Here is a 15,752-nt window from a genome sequence, read left to right as displayed (position 1 = left end):
CGCAATGTGATGTGCTGGGACCGATAGCGCACATGGCATGAGCCCGCGACATACGACCGTCACGACCGCACGACAGGGCGCGGCCCCCGCCACCGCACGGGCCGATGCCCGGCAGCACCACGGGGGCGAGGAGGAGGGGAGCGACCATGGGACCGGAGCGGATCCGCCGCTGGGAGTCGGGAGCACTCGCGCACGGCGTCACGGACCCCTTCGGCCAGGGCCCCGTCCCCTGGCTGCGCGGCACGGAGAGCTACTTCGGCGACAGCGGCCAGATGATCCCCTGGTACGTCGACACCGCGGACGCCGCCCCGGACGCCGCCACCCGCCCGGGCGGGCCCCGCGTACCCGGTCCGCGCAGAAGCGGCCGCTCCTCCGAGGGCCCCCGCTCGGCCGACGACGTCAACCGTCAGATCAAGGGCTTCGTCTCCACCGGCTCCGTGACCCCCGGCCAGGCCGTCGACTTCCACATCACCGTCGACCCGCCGCAGGAGTTCAGCGTCGACGTCTACCGGATCGGCCACTACGGCGGCGACGGCGCCGCGAAGATCACCACCAGCCCGCGCCTGTCCGGCATCGTCCAGCCCCCGCCGCTCACCGCGGACCGCACGGTCTCCTGCCACCACTGGTGGCTCTCCTGGCGGCTGCAGATCCCCTCGTCCTGGAGCATCGGCGCGTACGTGGCCGTGCTGACCACCGTCGACGGATACCGCTCCCACATCCCCTTCACCGTCCGCGACAACCACCCCGCGGACCTGCTGCTGCTCCTGCCGGACATCACCTGGCAGGCGTACAACCTCTACCCGGAGGACGGCCGCATCGGCGCCAGCCTCTACCACGCCTGGGACGACGAGGGCCGGCTGCTCGGCGAGGCGGACGCCGCGACCACCGTCTCCTTCGACCGCCCCTACGCGGGCGCCGGCCTCCCCCTGCACGTGGGCCACGCCTACGATTTCATCCGCTTCGCCGAGCGCTACGGCTACGACCTCGCCTACGCGGACGCCCGCGACCTGCACGCCGGACACATCGACCCCACCCGCTACCGCGGCCTGGTCTTCCCCGGCCACGACGAGTACTGGTCGCCGCACATGCGCCGCACCACGGAGCTGGCCCGGGAGCACGGCACCTCGCTGGTCTTCCTCTCCGCCAACACCATGTACTGGCAGGTCGAGTTGGGTCCGTCCCCGTCCGGCGTCCCCGACCGTCTGCTGACCTGCCGCAAGCGCAGGGGCCCGGGCAGGCCGGTGCTGTGGCGGGAGATCGACCGCCCCGAGCAGCAGCTGATCGGCATCCAGTACGCGGGCCGGGTGCCCGAGCCCCACCCCCTGATCGTCCGCAACGCCGACCACTGGCTGTGGGACGCCACCGGCGCCCAGGACGGCGACGAACTCCCCGGCATGGTCGCCGGTGAGGCCGACCGCTACTTCCCGCGCACCGCCCTGCCCGAGCACGACGAGCGGATCCTGCTGGCGCACTCCCCCTACGCCGACGGCGACGGGGCCGCCCGCCACCAGGAGACGTCCCTCTACCGCGCCCCCTCCGGCGCCCTGGTCTTCGCGTCCGGCACCTTCGCCTGGTCCCCGGCCCTGGACCGCCCCGGTCATGTCGACACCCGCGTCCAGCGCGCCACCGCCAACCTCCTGGACCGCATCTGCAAGCGTGACTGAGTCCCCCGAGGGCCCCAAGTCCGAGGTCAGCCGCCCGTACGGGACAATCGACTCGTTGGACAGAACCACGGGGAGGAACCGTGTCCGGATTCGTAGAAAAGCCCGAGCCGCTCCAGGTTCCCGGCCTGACGCACCTGCACACCGGCAAGGTGCGGGACCTCTACCGCAATGAGGCGGGCGACCTCGTGATGGTCGCCAGTGACCGTCTGTCGGCGTACGACTGGGTGCTGCCGACCGAGATCCCCGACAAGGGGCGGGTGCTCACCCGGCTCTCGCTGTGGTGGTTCGAGCAGCTCGCCGACCTGGCCCCCAACCATGTGCTGAGCACCGAGCTGCCGCCCGGCGCCCCCGCCGACTGGGCGGGCCGCACCCTGATCTGCAAGTCGCTGCGGATGGTCCCGGTGGAGTGCGTGGCCCGCGGCTACCTCACCGGCTCGGGCCTGGCCGAGTACCAGGAGTCCCGCACGGTCTGCGGACTCGCCCTGCCCGAGGGCCTGGTGGACGGCAGCGAGCTGCCCGCCCCGATCTTCACCCCGGCGACCAAGGCCGCCGTCGGCGAGCACGACGAGAACGTCTCCTACGAGGAGGTCGCCCGGCAGGTCGGCGAAGCCGTCGCCGCCGAGCTGCGGCAGGCCACCCTCGACGTCTACTCCCGGGCCCGGGACATCGCCAGGGAGCGCGGGATCGTCCTGGCGGACACCAAGTTCGAGTTCGGCTTCGACGGCGACACCCTCGTCCTCGCCGACGAGGTCCTCACCCCGGACTCCTCCCGCTTCTGGCCGGCCGACCAGTGGCAGCCGGGCCGCGCGCAGCCCTCGTACGACAAGCAGTACGTCCGCGACTGGCTGACCTCGCCGGAGTCCGGCTGGGACCGCAGGAGCGAGCAGCCCCCGCCGGCCCTCCCGCAGCAGGTGGTGGACGCCACCCGCGCCAAGTACGTGGACGCGTACGAACTCCTGACCGGCACGAGCTGGTCCTAGAACGAAGAAGCCCCCCGGTCGAGGACCGGGGGGCTCATTCAGAGCGAACGACGAGGTTCGAACTCGCGACCTCAACCTTGGCAAGGTTGCGCTCTACCAACTGAGCTACGTTCGCATGCGCCGTGGCGCGAGAACCACTATACCCAACCCCGCTCGCGGGCGAGACGCACCGCGGCGTGCCGGTTCTCCGCCCCGAGTTTGGAGACGGCCGAGGAGAGATAGTTCCGCACGGTCCCCTGCGACAGGGCGGCCCGCTCCGCGATCTCCGCGACCGGCGCCCCGTCCGCGGCCAGTTCCAGCACCTCGGCCTCCCGGGCGGTCAGCGGGGAGTCCCCGGCGGAGATCGCGTCGGCGGCCAACTCCGGGTCCACGTAGCGGTTTCCGGCCCGGACCGTACGGATGATCTCCGCGAGCCGCTGGGCGCTGACCGTCTTCGGGACGAACCCGCGCACACCCGCCGCAAGCGCCCGCTTCAGATGCCCCGGGCGGCCGTGACTGGTCACGATCATGACCTGACAGGACGGCAGTTCCGTCCGCAGCGATGTGGCGACCTTCACACCGTCGGCGCCGGGCATCTGCAGATCCAGTACGGCCACGTCGGGTTCGTGGGCCCGCGCCATGGCCAGCGCCTCCGGCCCGGTCGCCGCCTCGGCGACGACGACCAGATCGTCCTCCAGGGAGAGCAGCGCGGCCAGCGCGCCCCGGATCAGATGCTCGTCGTCGGCGAGCAGTACCCGTACCCGCTCGCTCACGCCACCACCGCCGTCAACGGCACCTCGGCCACCAACCGGAACACCCCTCCCTCGACCGGCCCCGCCTCCAGCGTGCCGTCCACCGCCAGCAGCCGCTCCCGCAGCCCGGCCAGACCCGAACCCTCCTGCCGCGCGGCGCCGGCCGGCAGCCGTGCCGCCCGTACGGCGCGGACGGGACCGGCGTCGTCCCGCGGGCGCGCACCGGCGCGGCTCTCCTCGTCCACCCCGTCGTCCTCCACCCCGTCGTGCACTCCGTTGTTCTCCACCACCAGCACCACCCGTCCCTCCCGCACCCGCAACGACACCGAGCAGCGCTCGGCGTCGCCGTGCCGCAGGACGTTGGTGGTTGCCTCCCGGACCACCCAGCCGAGCGCCGACTGCACCTCGGCGGGCAGACCTTCGACCGGGCCGCTCACCTCGCAGTCGATCCCGGCGGCCGTCAGGACCCCCTTGGCACCGGCGAGTTCGACCCCGAGGTCGGTCTCGCGGTAGCCGCGTACGACCTCGCGCACCTCGCGCTGGGACTCCTGCGCGATGCGCTGCACCTCGATCATCTGCTCCACGGCCTCGGGCCGCTCGCGCCGGGCGAGCTGGACGGCCAGCTCGCTCTTGAGCGCGATGACGGCCAGGTTCCGGCCCATCACGTCGTGCAGGTCCCGCCCGAACCGCAGCCGTTCCTCGGCGACGGCGAGCCGGGCGCGGGTCTCGCGCGCCTCGTCGAGTTCGTAGACGGCGTTCAGCAGCCAGACGGAGAAGGCGGAGGTGAAGGCGAGGAAGCCGCCGCCGATCAGGACCACGAGACCGGTGGCCAGCGAGGCCATCGCGGGCAGCCCCAGCGGCCAGGTGACGACCGCTGCGCCCGCGGCGAATCCGCCCACGACGGCGAGCATCCGCTTGTGCTCCCGCACGCCGAGCGCCAGCGTGCCCGCCCCGAAGGCGGTCACACCGCCGAAGACGGTGCCCGCCGCGGTCTCGACGTCCTTGCCGCCGGGCCCGTGCTCGACGAGCGCGAGCGCGGCCACGGCGAGCACCGCGGTGGCCGCGGCGAGCGTCCACAGCAGCCGCACCGGCTGCTCCCGCCTGCCGCGCGTCCAGTCCAGTGCCCGCGAGGCGGTGACCGTGGCGATCCCCGCGTGGCAGGCCACGGCGGCCAGCAGCCAGACGCCGATCACCACGCCGGCCTGGGAGAACGCGGCCAGCCCGATGAAGAGCAGCTCGGACACCCCGAAGAAGTGGAACGACCAGCGCGTGTACGTCTCGACCTTCGCCGGTGTGCTCTTGCCCCGCCACCATCCCCCGGACACGCGCGACTCCCCGTTCTTCCCGTTGCTCAGCGCCGCGGTTCCCAGCGGAACCACCGCCGTACAGCAAACACGGCCAGGGCGGTCCAGGCCAGTGCGATCAGCGCCGGTCCGGCCGTCTCGGACACCGCGAGCTCCCCGGTCCAGCCGCCGCGGATCAGCGTGATCACCGGGGTGAGCGGCAGCAGTTCGCACACCGACGCCACGTTGTCGGGCAGCATCTCCAGCGGGAAGGTCATGCCGGAGCCGAGCATCGAGACCAGCAGCAGCGGCAGCGTGGTCACCTGGGCGCTCTCGGTGGTGCGGGTGAACGCCGAGGTGAGGGCGGCGAGCGCGGCGCACAGCACCACACCCACGAGCACGGCCAGGACGGCGAGATGGGGTGCGCGGGGTGCGGGGATGTCGAGGACGACCGTGCAGCCCACCACCAGCAGCAGCGACTGGGCGAGGCCGGTGGCGACGGCGGGCAGGCCGGATCCGACGAGGATCTCGCCGTCCCGCAGCTCACCGGTGCGCAGCCGCTTCAGCACGAGTTCCTCGCGCCGGGCGGTGAACACGCCCACCAGCGCGCCGTACACGGCGAAGAGCAGGGAGAAGCCGACGGCGGCGGGCAGGACGACGGTGCCGGCGGTCAGGCCGTACTCGTCGAGGTCCATGTCCTTGGTCGCGGACCACACGCTGAGCGGGAGGACCAGGGGGACGAACAGGGCGGCGAAGAGGGTGCCGCGGGTCCGGCCGAGCAGGGTCAGTTCGGCGCGGGCCAGCGCCTTCAGCCGGCCGGCCGGGGTGGTGGTGACGGTGCCGCTCATGCCGCGTACTCCTTCGTCTTGTGCGCGGACGCCTCCCGCGCGATGCCCAGGAACGCCTCCTCCAGCGAGGCCGACCGCACGTCCAGCCGCCGCAGTTCGACCCCGGCCCCGCGGGCCCAGGTCAGCAGTTCGGTGGCGGCCCGCTGGAGCTCGTGCGTGCGCAGCCGTACGACCCGGCCCTCGATCTCGTGTCCGGTGACGCCGAGTTCGTCCAGTGGGGGCAGGTCGCCCAGGAAGTAGTTCTCGGGCAGTTCGAAGGAGATCCGGGACGGCTGGGCCGCGGTCACCTCGGCCGGGGTGCCGGAGGCGGCGATGAGGCCCTCGTGCAGGATGGCGAGGCGGTCGGCGAGGTCCTCGGCCTCCTCCAGGTAGTGCGTGGTCAGCAGCACGGTGGTACCGGCGTCGCGCAGTTCCCGCACCAGCGCCCAGGTGTCCCGCCTGCCCTCGGCGTCGAGCCCGGTCGTCGGCTCGTCGAGGAAGAGCACCTCGGGGTCGCCGAGCAGCGCGAGCGCCAGGTCCAGCCGCCGCCGCTCACCGCCGGACAGCTGCTTGACCCGCACCCGGCTCTTCGAGCCGAGCCCGACCCGCTCCAGCACCTCGCCCTCGGGGCGGGCCCCGCTCACACAGCCCGCCCACATCCGCGCGGTCTCCGCGACCGTCAGCTCGGAGGGGAAACCGCCCTCCTGGAGCATCACGCCGGTGCGCGGCCGGACGGCGTCCCGCTCGGCGAACGGGTCGTGCCCGAGCACCCGGACGCTGCCGGAAGCCGGCCGGGCCAGGCCCTCCAGCAGTTCGACGGTGGAGGTCTTGCCCGCGCCGTTGGTGCCGAGCAGCGCGAAGACCTCGCCGCGGGCCACCGAGAAGCCGATGCCGCGCACCGCCTCGAACCCGCCCCCGTACACACGCCGCAGGTCGGTGACCTCAATCACGTGTTCGTGTTCGTTCCTGTCCATGCCCTCAGCCTCCCGGTTCTCCGGGCGGTGGGGCAGTGCGGGCTGTCATCGAAGGACATGACAAATGTCAGAAGCACGTCCGTGAACGGCCGGGAAACGAACCTGTGGGGAACACGAAAAGACCCCGGTCCGATGGACCGGGGTCTGATTCCCGAGCGGACGACGAGGCTCGAACTCGCGACCTCAACCTTGGCAAGGTTGCGCTCTACCAACTGAGCTACGTCCGCATTGCCTCCGACCAGCTCTCACTGATCGGTGCGAGCACCAGCCTACCTGATCCAAAAGGACCCTCGGTACGGCGGTGCAGAGCGGGTGACAGGAATTGCACACTGCGCCTTCCCCCTGGAAGGGGGATGTTCTACTACTGAACTACACCCGCATGTACTCCGTGAGCTGGGTTTTTCCTTCCCTGCCCTCGGCGTGCTCCAGACTCTAGCTGATCGGGAGGGGTGCAGCGCAAGTCGGTTGTCCTCGGGGCCCGCTGACGCACCCTGGGGACGGGCGTGCCAGGGGGCCGTCACTGCGCCGCGGCGAACGCCTCGTAGACCTTCTTGGGGATCCGGCCGCGGGCGGGCACGTCCATCTTGTTGGCTTGGGCCCAGGCCCGTACGGCCGCCGGGTCGGGGGCGACCTCGGTCTGCCGGTAGGCCTTGCCGGAGCGCGACCGCTTGCGGCCGGCCTCCACGTACGGCTCGAGCGCCTTACGCAGTTTCTCGGCATTCGTTTGGTTCAGGTCGATCTCGTACGACTTGCCGTCGAGTCCGAAGGCGATCGTTTCCGCCGCTTCCGAGCCGTCGATGTCGTCAGAGAGTGTGACCACGACCTTCTGCGCCACGAATATCGGTCCCTTCGGATGGCACCTCATACAGCTCAACTGCGATGACGTGCCGAGTATCGGCTATTGCCAATTCATTTGTACAGTGCCCGGCATTGCAATGTGAAGCCCGACTAAATCTCCCCGCGTGTCAGAAGGCAATACGTATCCCGAACTGATCGGGGATCTTTCCCGGAACTTTTCCCGAACGTCCCCCTCCGATACCGGATCGTGACTGCCGTCACGTAGTTTCCTACAACTCTACTCGCGTAGAAATTTTGTACGGGTAGTCTGAAGGAACCTGCTCAGCACCACACACCGGGAGTGCCAGTGGCACGCGTCGTAGTCGACGTCATGCTCAAGCCGGAGATCCTCGACCCCCAGGGCCAGGCGGTGCAGCGCGCACTGCCGCGACTGGGTTTCGAAGGCATCTCGGACGTACGTCAGGGAAAGCGATTCGAACTGGAAGTTGACGGACCGGTCGACGAGGCCGTGCTCGCCCGCATCCATGATCTTGCGGAATCCTTCCTCGCCAACACCGTGATCGAGGACTTCACCGTCAAGGTGGAGGAAGTCGCGGAGGCCGCGAAGTGACCGCTCGTATTGGCGTCGTCACTTTCCCGGGGAGTCTCGACGACCGGGACACCCAGCGCGCGATCCGCCTCGCGGGTGCCGAACCGGTCGCCCTCTGGCACAAGGACAAGGACCTCCACCAGGTCGACGCCGTGGTGCTGCCCGGTGGTTTCTCCTACGGCGACTATCTGCGCGCCGGAGCCATCTCCCGCTTCTCGCCGGTGATGGAGACCGTCATCGAGCAGGCGAAGGCCGGTCTGCCGGTCCTCGGCATCTGCAACGGCTTCCAGGTCCTCACCGAGGCCCACCTGCTGCCCGGCGGCATGCTCGGCAACGACCACCTGCACTTCATCTGCCGCGACCAGAAGCTGCGGGTGGAGAACGCGGACACGGCCTGGACCAGCGACTACGAGGCGGGCCAGGAGATCCACATCCCGCTGAAGAACATGGACGGCCGCTACGTCGCCGACCAGTACACGCTGGACAAGCTGGAGGCCGAGGGCCGCGTGGCCTTCCGCTACGTCGACTTCAACCCCAACGGCTCCCTCAACGACATCGCCGGCATCACCAACGAGGCCGGCAACGTCGTGGGCCTGATGCCGCACCCGGAGCACGCCGTGGAGCCGCTCATCGGCACCGGCCGCACCGACGGCCTCCCCTTCTTCACCTCGATCCTCAAGAAGCTGGTCAACGCATGAGCCGGACGCCTCTGGACACGGTCGAGCACGCGGCCGCGACCCCCGACGTCGAGCTGCCCTGGGCCGAACTCGGTCTGAAGAAGGACGAGTACGAGCGCGTGGTCGAGATCCTCGGCCGCCGGCCCACCGGTGCCGAGCTCGCCATGTACTCCGTCATGTGGTCCGAGCACTGCTCCTACAAGTCGTCGAAGGTGCACCTGCGCCAGTTCGGCGAGAAGGCCCCGCAGTCCGACGCCCTGCTCGTCGGCATCGGCGAGAACGCCGGTGTCGTCGACGTCGGCCAGGGCTACGCGGTCACCTTCAAGGTCGAGTCGCACAACCACCCCTCCTACGTCGAGCCCTACCAGGGCGCGGCCACGGGCGTCGGCGGCATCGTGCGCGACATCATCGCGATGGGCGCCCGCCCGGTCGCGGTGGTGGACCCGCTGCGCTTCGGCGCGGCCGACCACCCCGACACCAAGCGCGTCCTGCCGGGCGTCGTCGCCGGCATCGGCGGCTACGGCAACTGCCTGGGCCTGCCCAACATCGGCGGCGAGGTCGTCTTCGACTCCTGCTACCAGGGCAACCCGCTGGTCAACGCCGGTGCCATCGGCGTCATGCGGCACGAGGACATCCACCTCGCCAAGGCGTCCGGCGCCGGCAACAAGGTCATCCTCTACGGGGCCCGGACCGGCGGCGACGGCATCGGCGGCGCCTCCATCCTCGCCTCCGAGACCTTCGACGACGCCAAGCCCTCCAAGCGCCCCGCGGTGCAGGTCGGCGACCCCTTCCAGGAGAAGCTCCTCATCGAGTGCACCCTGGAGGCGTTCGCCGAGAAGCTCGTCGTCGGCATCCAGGACCTCGGTGCGGCGGGCCTGTCCTGCGCCACCTCGGAGCTGGCCTCCAACGGCTCGGGCGGCATGCGCGTCACCCTCGACGACGTCCCGCTGCGCGACTCCACGCTCTCGCCCGAGGAAATCCTCATGAGCGAGTCGCAGGAACGCATGTGCGCGGTCGTGGAGCCGGAGAAGGTCGACCGCTTCCTCGAGATCTGCGAGAAGTGGGACGTCATCGCCACCGTCATCGGTGAGGTGACCGACGGCGACCGGCTGGAGATCTTCTGGCACGGCGGCAAGATCGTCGACGTCGACCCGCGCACGGTCGCGCACGACGGCCCGGTCTACGAGCGCCCCTACGCCCGCCCGTCCTGGCAGGACGAGCTCCAGGCGGACGACGCGAACAAGCTGCCGCGGCCCACGACCGCCGAGGAGCTGCGCGCGCAGGTCCTGAAGCTGGTCGGCTCGCCCAACCAGGCGTCCAAGAAGTGGATCACCTCGCAGTACGACCACTTCGTGCAGGGCAACACCGTCCTCGCCCAGCCCGAGGACTCCGGCATGATCCGGATCGACGAGGAGAGCGGCCTCGGCGTCGCCATCGCGACGGACGGCAACGGCCGGTACGCCAAGCTCGACCCGTACCACGGCGCCCAGCTCGCGCTCGCCGAGGCGTACCGCAACGTCGCCACCACCGGCGCGAAGCCGCTGGCCGTCTCCGACTGCCTGAACTTCGGCTCGCCCGAGGACCCGGCGGTGATGTGGCAGTTCGCGGAGGCCATCCGCGGTCTGGCCGACGCCTGCCAGCAGCTCGGCACCCCGGTCACCGGCGGCAACGTCTCCCTGTACAACCAGACTGGCGAGGTCGCCATCCACCCGACCCCGGTCGTGGCCGTCCTCGGCGTCATCGACGACGTGGCCCGCCGCACCCCGGTCGCCTTCCAGGAGGAGGGCCAGCTCCTCTACCTGCTCGGTGACACCCGCGAGGAGTTCGGCGGTTCGGCCTGGTCCCAGGTCGTCCACGACCACCTCGGCGGACTGCCGCCCAAGGTCGACCTGGAGCGCGAGCGGCTGCTGGCCGAGATCCTGATCTCCGCCTCCCGCGACGGCATGATCGACTCCGCGCACGACCTCTCCGACGGCGGTCTGGTCCAGGCGGTCGTCGAGTCGGCGCTGCTCGGCGGCAAGGGTGCCCGCCTGGTCGTCCCGGACGGCCTGGACGCGTTCACCTTCCTCTTCTCGGAGTCGGCGGGCCGCGCGGTCGTCGCCGTGCCCCGCTCGGAGGAGGTCCGCTTCAACGACATGTGCGGCGCGCGCGGCCTCCCGGTCACCCGCATCGGCGTGGTCGACGGCGACGAGGTCGACGTCCAGGGCGAGTTCTCCCTCCCCCTGGCGGAACTCCGCGAGACCCACGAGGCGACGATCCCGGCACTGCTGGCGTAGTCGGAGCCCGCGAAGCCCCCGCCCGGTCCGCCGGGCGGGGGCTTCGGCATGTCCAGGGGTGGGGCGGGTGCACGGGCTCCGGCATGTTCACGGGCTTGGGCGGGTTCACCGGAAAGAGTGCTTGCACGGAATTACGTAGTTCCGTAATCTCGAAGCATGGACCTGGAGGAGCGCGTCACCGAACTCGAACGCCGCCTGGCAGCACTCGAAACGGCGGGCCGGACCACCCCGCGCGTCGGCGACGGCGACTTCTGGGCCCTGGAGGGGCTGCAGGAGCGGATGTCCGGGGCGGGGGCCGCGGACGGCGGCGTCCTGTACACGGGAGCGGTGCGACTGCCGACCGGGGAGGAGCTCAGCTGGCAGCACACCGCGTTGTCCGAGGACCTGCTGGACGACGAGTGGTCGGAAACCGTCGACGTCTTCGCCGCTCTCGCCCATCCGGTGCGGCTGCGGCTGCTCAGAGAGGTGCTCGGCGGTCGGCGCACCGTGGCCGAACTGACCGCGCTGGAGGAGATCGGCACGACCGGCCAGATCTACCACCATCTGCCCCAACTGACCGCCGGGGGCTGGCTGCGCACCACCGGCAGAGGCCGCTACGAGGTGCCGCCGGGAAGGGTCGTACCGCTGCTGGTGATGCTGGCGGCGGCCCGGCCCTGAGACACGGGGGACGACAGACACCGGGGACGACAGACGTCGGGACAACCGTCGTCGGGGACAACAGATATCGAGGACTACGGATCTACAGGGGGAACCATGTCCGCACGCAAGCTCGCCATGATCGGCTTCCGGTCTCTGCTGGTCGTCTTCTTCGGCCTGGTGGCCGCCGACGCCTGGCTGGACCTCGGCCACCCGCGCTGGTGGAACTACCTGCCGCTGGCCCTGGCGTTCGTCCTCGCCGTCGCGGCCAACCGGCCCGGGCGGACCCCCGAGGGGCAGCCCGGGCACCCCGAGCCGCTGGAGGTCGAGCCGCCCGTCACCGGCCGCTGGTCGGCACTGAACAGCCCGGCGAACCGCACCCCGAGCCATGGCACGCACGCCTACGGCCAGACCTACGCCATAGACCTCGTGGCCGAGCCCGAGCCCGGTGCCCGCCCCGGATTCCGCGCCCTGTGGCCCCCGGCCCGGCGGAACACCGACTTCCCGGCCTTCGGCGCCCCCTTGCACGCGGTGGCCGACGGCACGGTGGTCCACGCCGAGGACCGGCAGCGCGACCACCGCGGCCGGACCTCCCTGCCGGGGCTGCTGTATCTGATGCTCGTCGAGAGCACGGTGCGCGAGATGGCCGGCGCCCGGCGGATCGTCGGCAACCACCTCGTCCTCGACCTCGGCGACGGCACCCACGCCCTCTACGCCCATCTGCACCGCGGCTCCCTCGCCGTCGCGGAGGGCGACCGGGTGCGCGCCGGGCAGGTGCTGGCCCGGTGCGGGAACTCGGGCAACTCCACCGAGCCGCATGTGCACTTCCAGCTGATGGACGGCCCCGACCCGGACACCGCCCGCGGCCTGCCCTTCCGCTGGCGGAACATAGGTGTCCCCGGCAACGGGGAGGTGGTCGAAGTGCCCGCGCCGGCCGCACGGCCTGCCTAGGCTTGATCGCATGCCTCCTGCCAAGAAGCGCGCCCGTACTTACGACCCCGTCAAGATCCGTGCCGCCGTCTTCGGACAGCTCGGGCATGTCCAGGACGCCGTGCGCGGGCTCTCCGCCGAGCAGCTCGCGCTGCCCACCCGGCTCGGGGCGTGGACGGTGCGGGAGCTGGTCGCGCACATCGGGATGGCGGTGACGGCCATCGGGCGGGCGCTCGATCTGCCGGAGCCGGCCAAGCCGGACGCCGTGCTGCTGGACTGGCCGTTCGCCACCGCCGTGAACTCCGCCGCGATCGACGAGTTCACCAGGGGAGTGGTCCACGACCACCCGGACCTCGACGCCTACCTCGCCGACGTCGCCGACACCCTGGAGGAACAGCTCGACACCCACCCGGGCACGAGGCTGCTGCGGACCAACGCCGGGGCCCTGCCGCTCGCCGACTACCTCGTCACCCGCGTCGTGGAGCTCGTCGTCCACACCGACGACCTGAACGCCGCGGTACCGGGCCTGGACGTGCCCCAGGACCGGCAGGCCCTCGCCGCCTGCACCCGCCTCCTCGCCGACGCGCTCGCCGTGAAGGCGCCCGGCGGCTCGACCGAGGTGAGGATCCCGCCGTACGCCGTCGTGCAGTGCGTCGAAGGTCTCCGGCACACCCGGGGCACCCCGCCCAACGTCGTCGAGACCGATCCGCTCACCTGGATCAGGCTGGCGACCGGCCGGCTGGAGTGGAAGCGGGCCCTGGAGGAGGCCGAGGTCCGGGCGAGCGGGGAGCGCGCCGACCTCGGCGGTCTGCTGCCCCTGATGAGCTGATCGGCCGGCACGGCACAACGGAGCGGTAACGACACCGAACCCAACACCCGCCTCGTGCGTCGAAGGGACATGAAGCGGACGACACATGCCAAGTACACCGCCGCGGCCCTGACCGGCATGGCCCTGCTGGCCGCCTGCGGCACGGAGTCCGGCAGCGACAGCGGCGCGGTCGGCGACGGAGGGAAGACGAAGAAGGACGCCGCCATCGCGGACACCCGCTGGGTGCCGCAGCGGGTCACCGTGGACGGCAGGGAGTACGCGCTGCCGACGGATGTGAAGGAGTTCCGCGTCGACGAGGCGCACATCGTGTTCAAGCCCGGCACCACCGAGCCCGGCATGGGCGGCGGCCGGTCCGGCGGCACCGTGGGCTGCAACGGCTTCGGCGCCGACGTCACCGTCGACGGCGACACGGTACGGATCACCGACCTCGGCTCGACCGCGATGGGCTGCCCCGGCCCGGTCCAGAAGTTCGAGGAGCGGTTCCTGAGCGTGTTCACCGGCACTCTCGAGGCGGACGTCCAGGGGCGCGACGGAACCAGGACCCTGACCCTGACCAGGGGTGACGGCGACTCGATCACCCTGAAGGAGGGACCCGTGAAGAACGAACCCGAGCCCGCGCTGACGGGCACCGAGTGGACCGTCGACACCCTGACCCAGGGCAAGACGGCCGAGTCCCTCCCCAAGGGTGTCGAGGTCCACTTCACCCTCGCCGAGGACGGCACGGTGAGCGGCAGCCTCGGGTGCAACAAGTTCCGCGGCGAGGCCACGGTGAAGGACGGCGTCATCGACTTCGGACGTCTGTCCACCACCCGCATGCTGTGCGAGGGCCCGGCGATGAAGACCGAGCGGGCGATGATCGACATCCTGTCCGGCAAGGTGTCCTACCAGCAGAAAGACCGGACCCTGACGCTCACCAACCCCCCTGGGCAGGGCTTGATCGCCAAGGCGGGGGCCGCGGAGAAGTAAGAAAGCCCACTCCCAGCGAATTCGGACCAGTGGTCGATCTCGCCTACACTCGGAGCCGTGCCACGTGGTGACGGTCGACTCAATCACGATCTGCTTCCCGGCGAGAAGGGCCCCCAGGACGCTTGTGGCGTCTTCGGTGTCTGGGCTCCGGGCGAAGAGGTCGCAAAGCTCACGTACTTCGGGCTCTACGCCCTCCAGCATCGGGGCCAGGAATCCGCGGGAATCGCGGTCAGCAACGGCTCCCAGATCCTCGTCTTCAAGGACATGGGACTGGTCTCCCAGGTCTTCGACGAGACCTCTCTCGGATCGCTCCAAGGTCATATCGCGGTCGGACACGCCCGCTACTCGACCACCGGCGCCTCCGTCTGGGAGAACGCCCAGCCGACGTTCCGTGCCACCGCGCACGGCTCGATCGCGCTCGGCCACAACGGCAACCTCGTCAACACCGCCCAGCTCGCCGAGATGGTCGCCGACCTGCCCAAGCAGGAGGGCCGCACCCCGCGTGTGGCGGCGACCAACGACACCGACCTGCTGACCGCGCTCCTCGCGGCCCAGGCGGACGACGACGGCAAGCCGCTGACCATCGAGGAAGCCGCCCATCAGATCCTCCCGCAGGTCAAGGGCGCCTTCTCGCTCGTCTTCATGGACGAGCACACCCTGTACGCCGCCCGCGACCCGCAGGGCATCCGCCCGCTGGTCCTCGGCCGCCTGGAGCGCGGCTGGGTCGTCGCCTCGGAGTCCGCCGCCCTGGACATCTGCGGCGCCAGCTACGTCCGCGAGATCGAGCCCGGCGAGTTCATCGCGATCGACGAGAACGGCCTGCGCACCTCGCGATTCGCGGAAGCGAAGCCCAAGGGCTGTGTCTTCGAGTACGTCTACCTCGCCCGCCCGGACACCGACATCGCCGGCCGCAACGTGTACCTCTCCCGTGTGGAGATGGGCCGCAAGCTCGCGAAGGAAGCCCCGGTCGAGGCCGACCTGGTCATAGCGACTCCGGAATCCGGCACCCCCGCCGCCATCGGCTACGCGGAGGCGTCCGGCATTCCGTTCGGCGCCGGCCTGGTGAAGAACGCGTACGTCGGCCGTACGTTCATCCAGCCCTCGCAGACGATCCGGCAGCTCGGTATCCGCCTGAAGCTGAACCCGCTGAAGGAAGTCATCAAGGGCAAGCGCCTGGTCGTCGTCGACGACTCCATCGTGCGCGGCAACACCCAGCGCGCCCTGGTCCGCATGCTCCGTGAGGCCGGCGCCGCCGAGGTCCACATCCGGATCTCCTCCCCGCCCGTGAAGTGGCCCTGCTTCTTCGGCATCGACTTCGCCACCCGCGCGGAGCTCATCGCCAACGGCATGACCATCGACGAGATCGGCACCTCCCTCGGCGCCGACTCCCTGGCGTACATCTCCATCGACGGCATGATCGAGGCCACCGCCATCGACAAGCCGAACCTCTGCCGCGCCTGCTTCGACGGCGAGTACCCGATGGAGCTCCCGGACCCCGAGCTGCTCGGCAAGCAGCTCCTGGAGACCGAGCTGGCCGCCGGGCCGGCCGCCACGGCCGCCGCGGACGCGATCCGCCGCCCGTAAAGCCCCCG

15 protein-coding genes and 3 tRNA genes are annotated in these 15,752 nt (G+C 70.8%); 10 read left to right on the top strand and 8 right to left on the bottom strand.

The genetic code is table 11. The features are described 5' to 3' along the window. Window positions 1–146 precede the first annotated feature (146 nt). The gene (locus tag ABT296_RS02220; protein WP_351922460.1) at window positions 147–1,664 is read left to right on the top strand and encodes a N,N-dimethylformamidase beta subunit family domain-containing protein; all 1,518 of its coding nucleotides are present in this window, start codon (window positions 147–149) and stop codon (window positions 1,662–1,664) included. Between the two features lie 80 nt (window positions 1,665–1,744). Further along, the gene (locus tag ABT296_RS02215) at window positions 1,745–2,644 is read left to right on the top strand and encodes a phosphoribosylaminoimidazolesuccinocarboxamide synthase (RefSeq protein ID WP_351922459.1); all 900 of its coding nucleotides are present in this window, start codon (window positions 1,745–1,747) and stop codon (window positions 2,642–2,644) included. Window positions 2,645–2,686: 42 nt separating this feature from the next. On the opposite strand, the gene ABT296_RS02210 is transcribed toward ABT296_RS02215, so the two are convergent. From ABT296_RS02210 to ABT296_RS02175, 8 genes are all read right to left on the bottom strand, one after another. After that, window positions 2,687–2,759, bottom strand: a tRNA-Gly gene (locus tag ABT296_RS02210). A 22-nt stretch (window positions 2,760–2,781) separates the two neighbouring features. Then, a complete protein-coding gene (locus ABT296_RS02205; protein WP_351922458.1) occupies window positions 2,782–3,396 on the bottom strand; it encodes a response regulator in 615 nt (204 codons plus the stop codon). Then, window positions 3,393–4,745: a sensor histidine kinase gene (locus ABT296_RS02200; RefSeq protein ID WP_502977167.1), complete on the bottom strand. Its 1,353-nt coding sequence runs from the start codon at window positions 4,743–4,745 to the stop codon at window positions 3,393–3,395. Before ABT296_RS02200 ends, ABT296_RS02205 begins: the two co-directional genes overlap by 4 nt. Continuing rightward, on the bottom strand, window positions 4,727–5,506 hold the full coding sequence (locus ABT296_RS02195) for an ABC transporter permease (protein ID WP_351922456.1): 780 nt from the start codon (window positions 5,504–5,506) through the stop codon (window positions 4,727–4,729). The genes ABT296_RS02200 and ABT296_RS02195 overlap by 19 nt, the downstream gene beginning before the upstream one ends. Further along, window positions 5,503–6,459 (bottom strand): ABC transporter ATP-binding protein, encoded by a 957-nt coding sequence (locus ABT296_RS02190; RefSeq protein ID WP_351922455.1) that lies wholly within the window; start codon window positions 6,457–6,459, stop codon window positions 5,503–5,505. Before ABT296_RS02190 ends, ABT296_RS02195 begins: the two co-directional genes overlap by 4 nt. Before the next feature lie 154 nt (window positions 6,460–6,613). Next, a tRNA-Gly gene (locus tag ABT296_RS02185) sits at window positions 6,614–6,686 on the bottom strand. 80 nt (window positions 6,687–6,766) lie between these two features. Next, a tRNA-Gly gene (locus tag ABT296_RS02180) sits at window positions 6,767–6,838 on the bottom strand. Window positions 6,839–6,976: 138 nt separating this feature from the next. Then, entirely contained in the window at window positions 6,977–7,294 is a 318-nt protein-coding gene (locus ABT296_RS02175; protein WP_351922454.1) for a histone-like nucleoid-structuring protein Lsr2, read from the bottom strand. 309 nt (window positions 7,295–7,603) lie between these two features. Between ABT296_RS02175 and purS the strand changes: the two genes are divergently transcribed. The 8 genes from purS (at window position 7,604) to purF (ending at window position 15,744) form a co-directional block, all read left to right on the top strand. Further along, complete coding sequence (gene purS, locus ABT296_RS02170) at window positions 7,604–7,867, top strand: phosphoribosylformylglycinamidine synthase subunit PurS (RefSeq protein ID WP_020124274.1); 264 nt, start codon at window positions 7,604–7,606, stop codon at window positions 7,865–7,867. Beyond that, a complete protein-coding gene (gene purQ, locus ABT296_RS02165) occupies window positions 7,864–8,544 on the top strand; it encodes a phosphoribosylformylglycinamidine synthase subunit PurQ (RefSeq protein WP_351922453.1) in 681 nt (226 codons plus the stop codon). Before purS ends, purQ begins: the two co-directional genes overlap by 4 nt. Then, window positions 8,541–10,799 (top strand): phosphoribosylformylglycinamidine synthase subunit PurL, encoded by a 2,259-nt coding sequence (purL, locus tag ABT296_RS02160; RefSeq protein ID WP_351922452.1) that lies wholly within the window; start codon window positions 8,541–8,543, stop codon window positions 10,797–10,799. The genes purQ and purL overlap by 4 nt, the downstream gene beginning before the upstream one ends. Before the next feature lie 156 nt (window positions 10,800–10,955). Further along, window positions 10,956–11,456 carry an ArsR/SmtB family transcription factor gene (locus tag ABT296_RS02155; RefSeq protein ID WP_351922451.1) on the top strand — a complete coding sequence of 167 codons (501 nt, stop codon included), beginning with the start codon at window positions 10,956–10,958 and terminating at the stop codon, window positions 11,454–11,456. 96 nt (window positions 11,457–11,552) lie between these two features. Beyond that, window positions 11,553–12,386, top strand: a complete 834-nt coding sequence (locus ABT296_RS02150) for a M23 family metallopeptidase (RefSeq protein WP_351922450.1) — start codon at window positions 11,553–11,555, stop codon at window positions 12,384–12,386. Window positions 12,387–12,396: 10 nt separating this feature from the next. After that, window positions 12,397–13,194 (top strand): maleylpyruvate isomerase family mycothiol-dependent enzyme, encoded by a 798-nt coding sequence (locus tag ABT296_RS02145; RefSeq protein WP_351922449.1) that lies wholly within the window; start codon window positions 12,397–12,399, stop codon window positions 13,192–13,194. A gap of 69 nt (window positions 13,195–13,263) precedes the next feature. After that, window positions 13,264–14,160 carry an META domain-containing protein gene (locus tag ABT296_RS02140; RefSeq protein ID WP_351922448.1) on the top strand — a complete coding sequence of 299 codons (897 nt, stop codon included), beginning with the start codon at window positions 13,264–13,266 and terminating at the stop codon, window positions 14,158–14,160. Between the two features lie 57 nt (window positions 14,161–14,217). Continuing rightward, on the top strand, window positions 14,218–15,744 hold the full coding sequence (gene purF, locus ABT296_RS02135) for an amidophosphoribosyltransferase (protein ID WP_351922447.1): 1,527 nt from the start codon (window positions 14,218–14,220) through the stop codon (window positions 15,742–15,744). Window positions 15,745–15,752: the final 8 nt, after the last annotated feature.

Origin of the sequence: Streptomyces sp. NPDC000983 (genome assembly GCF_040299205.1) — a bacterium.
Taxonomy (GTDB): domain Bacteria; phylum Actinomycetota; class Actinomycetes; order Streptomycetales; family Streptomycetaceae; genus Streptomyces.
Note: the sequence above shows the minus strand (reverse complement) of the source record. Positions and strands in the feature narration are given on the sequence as shown.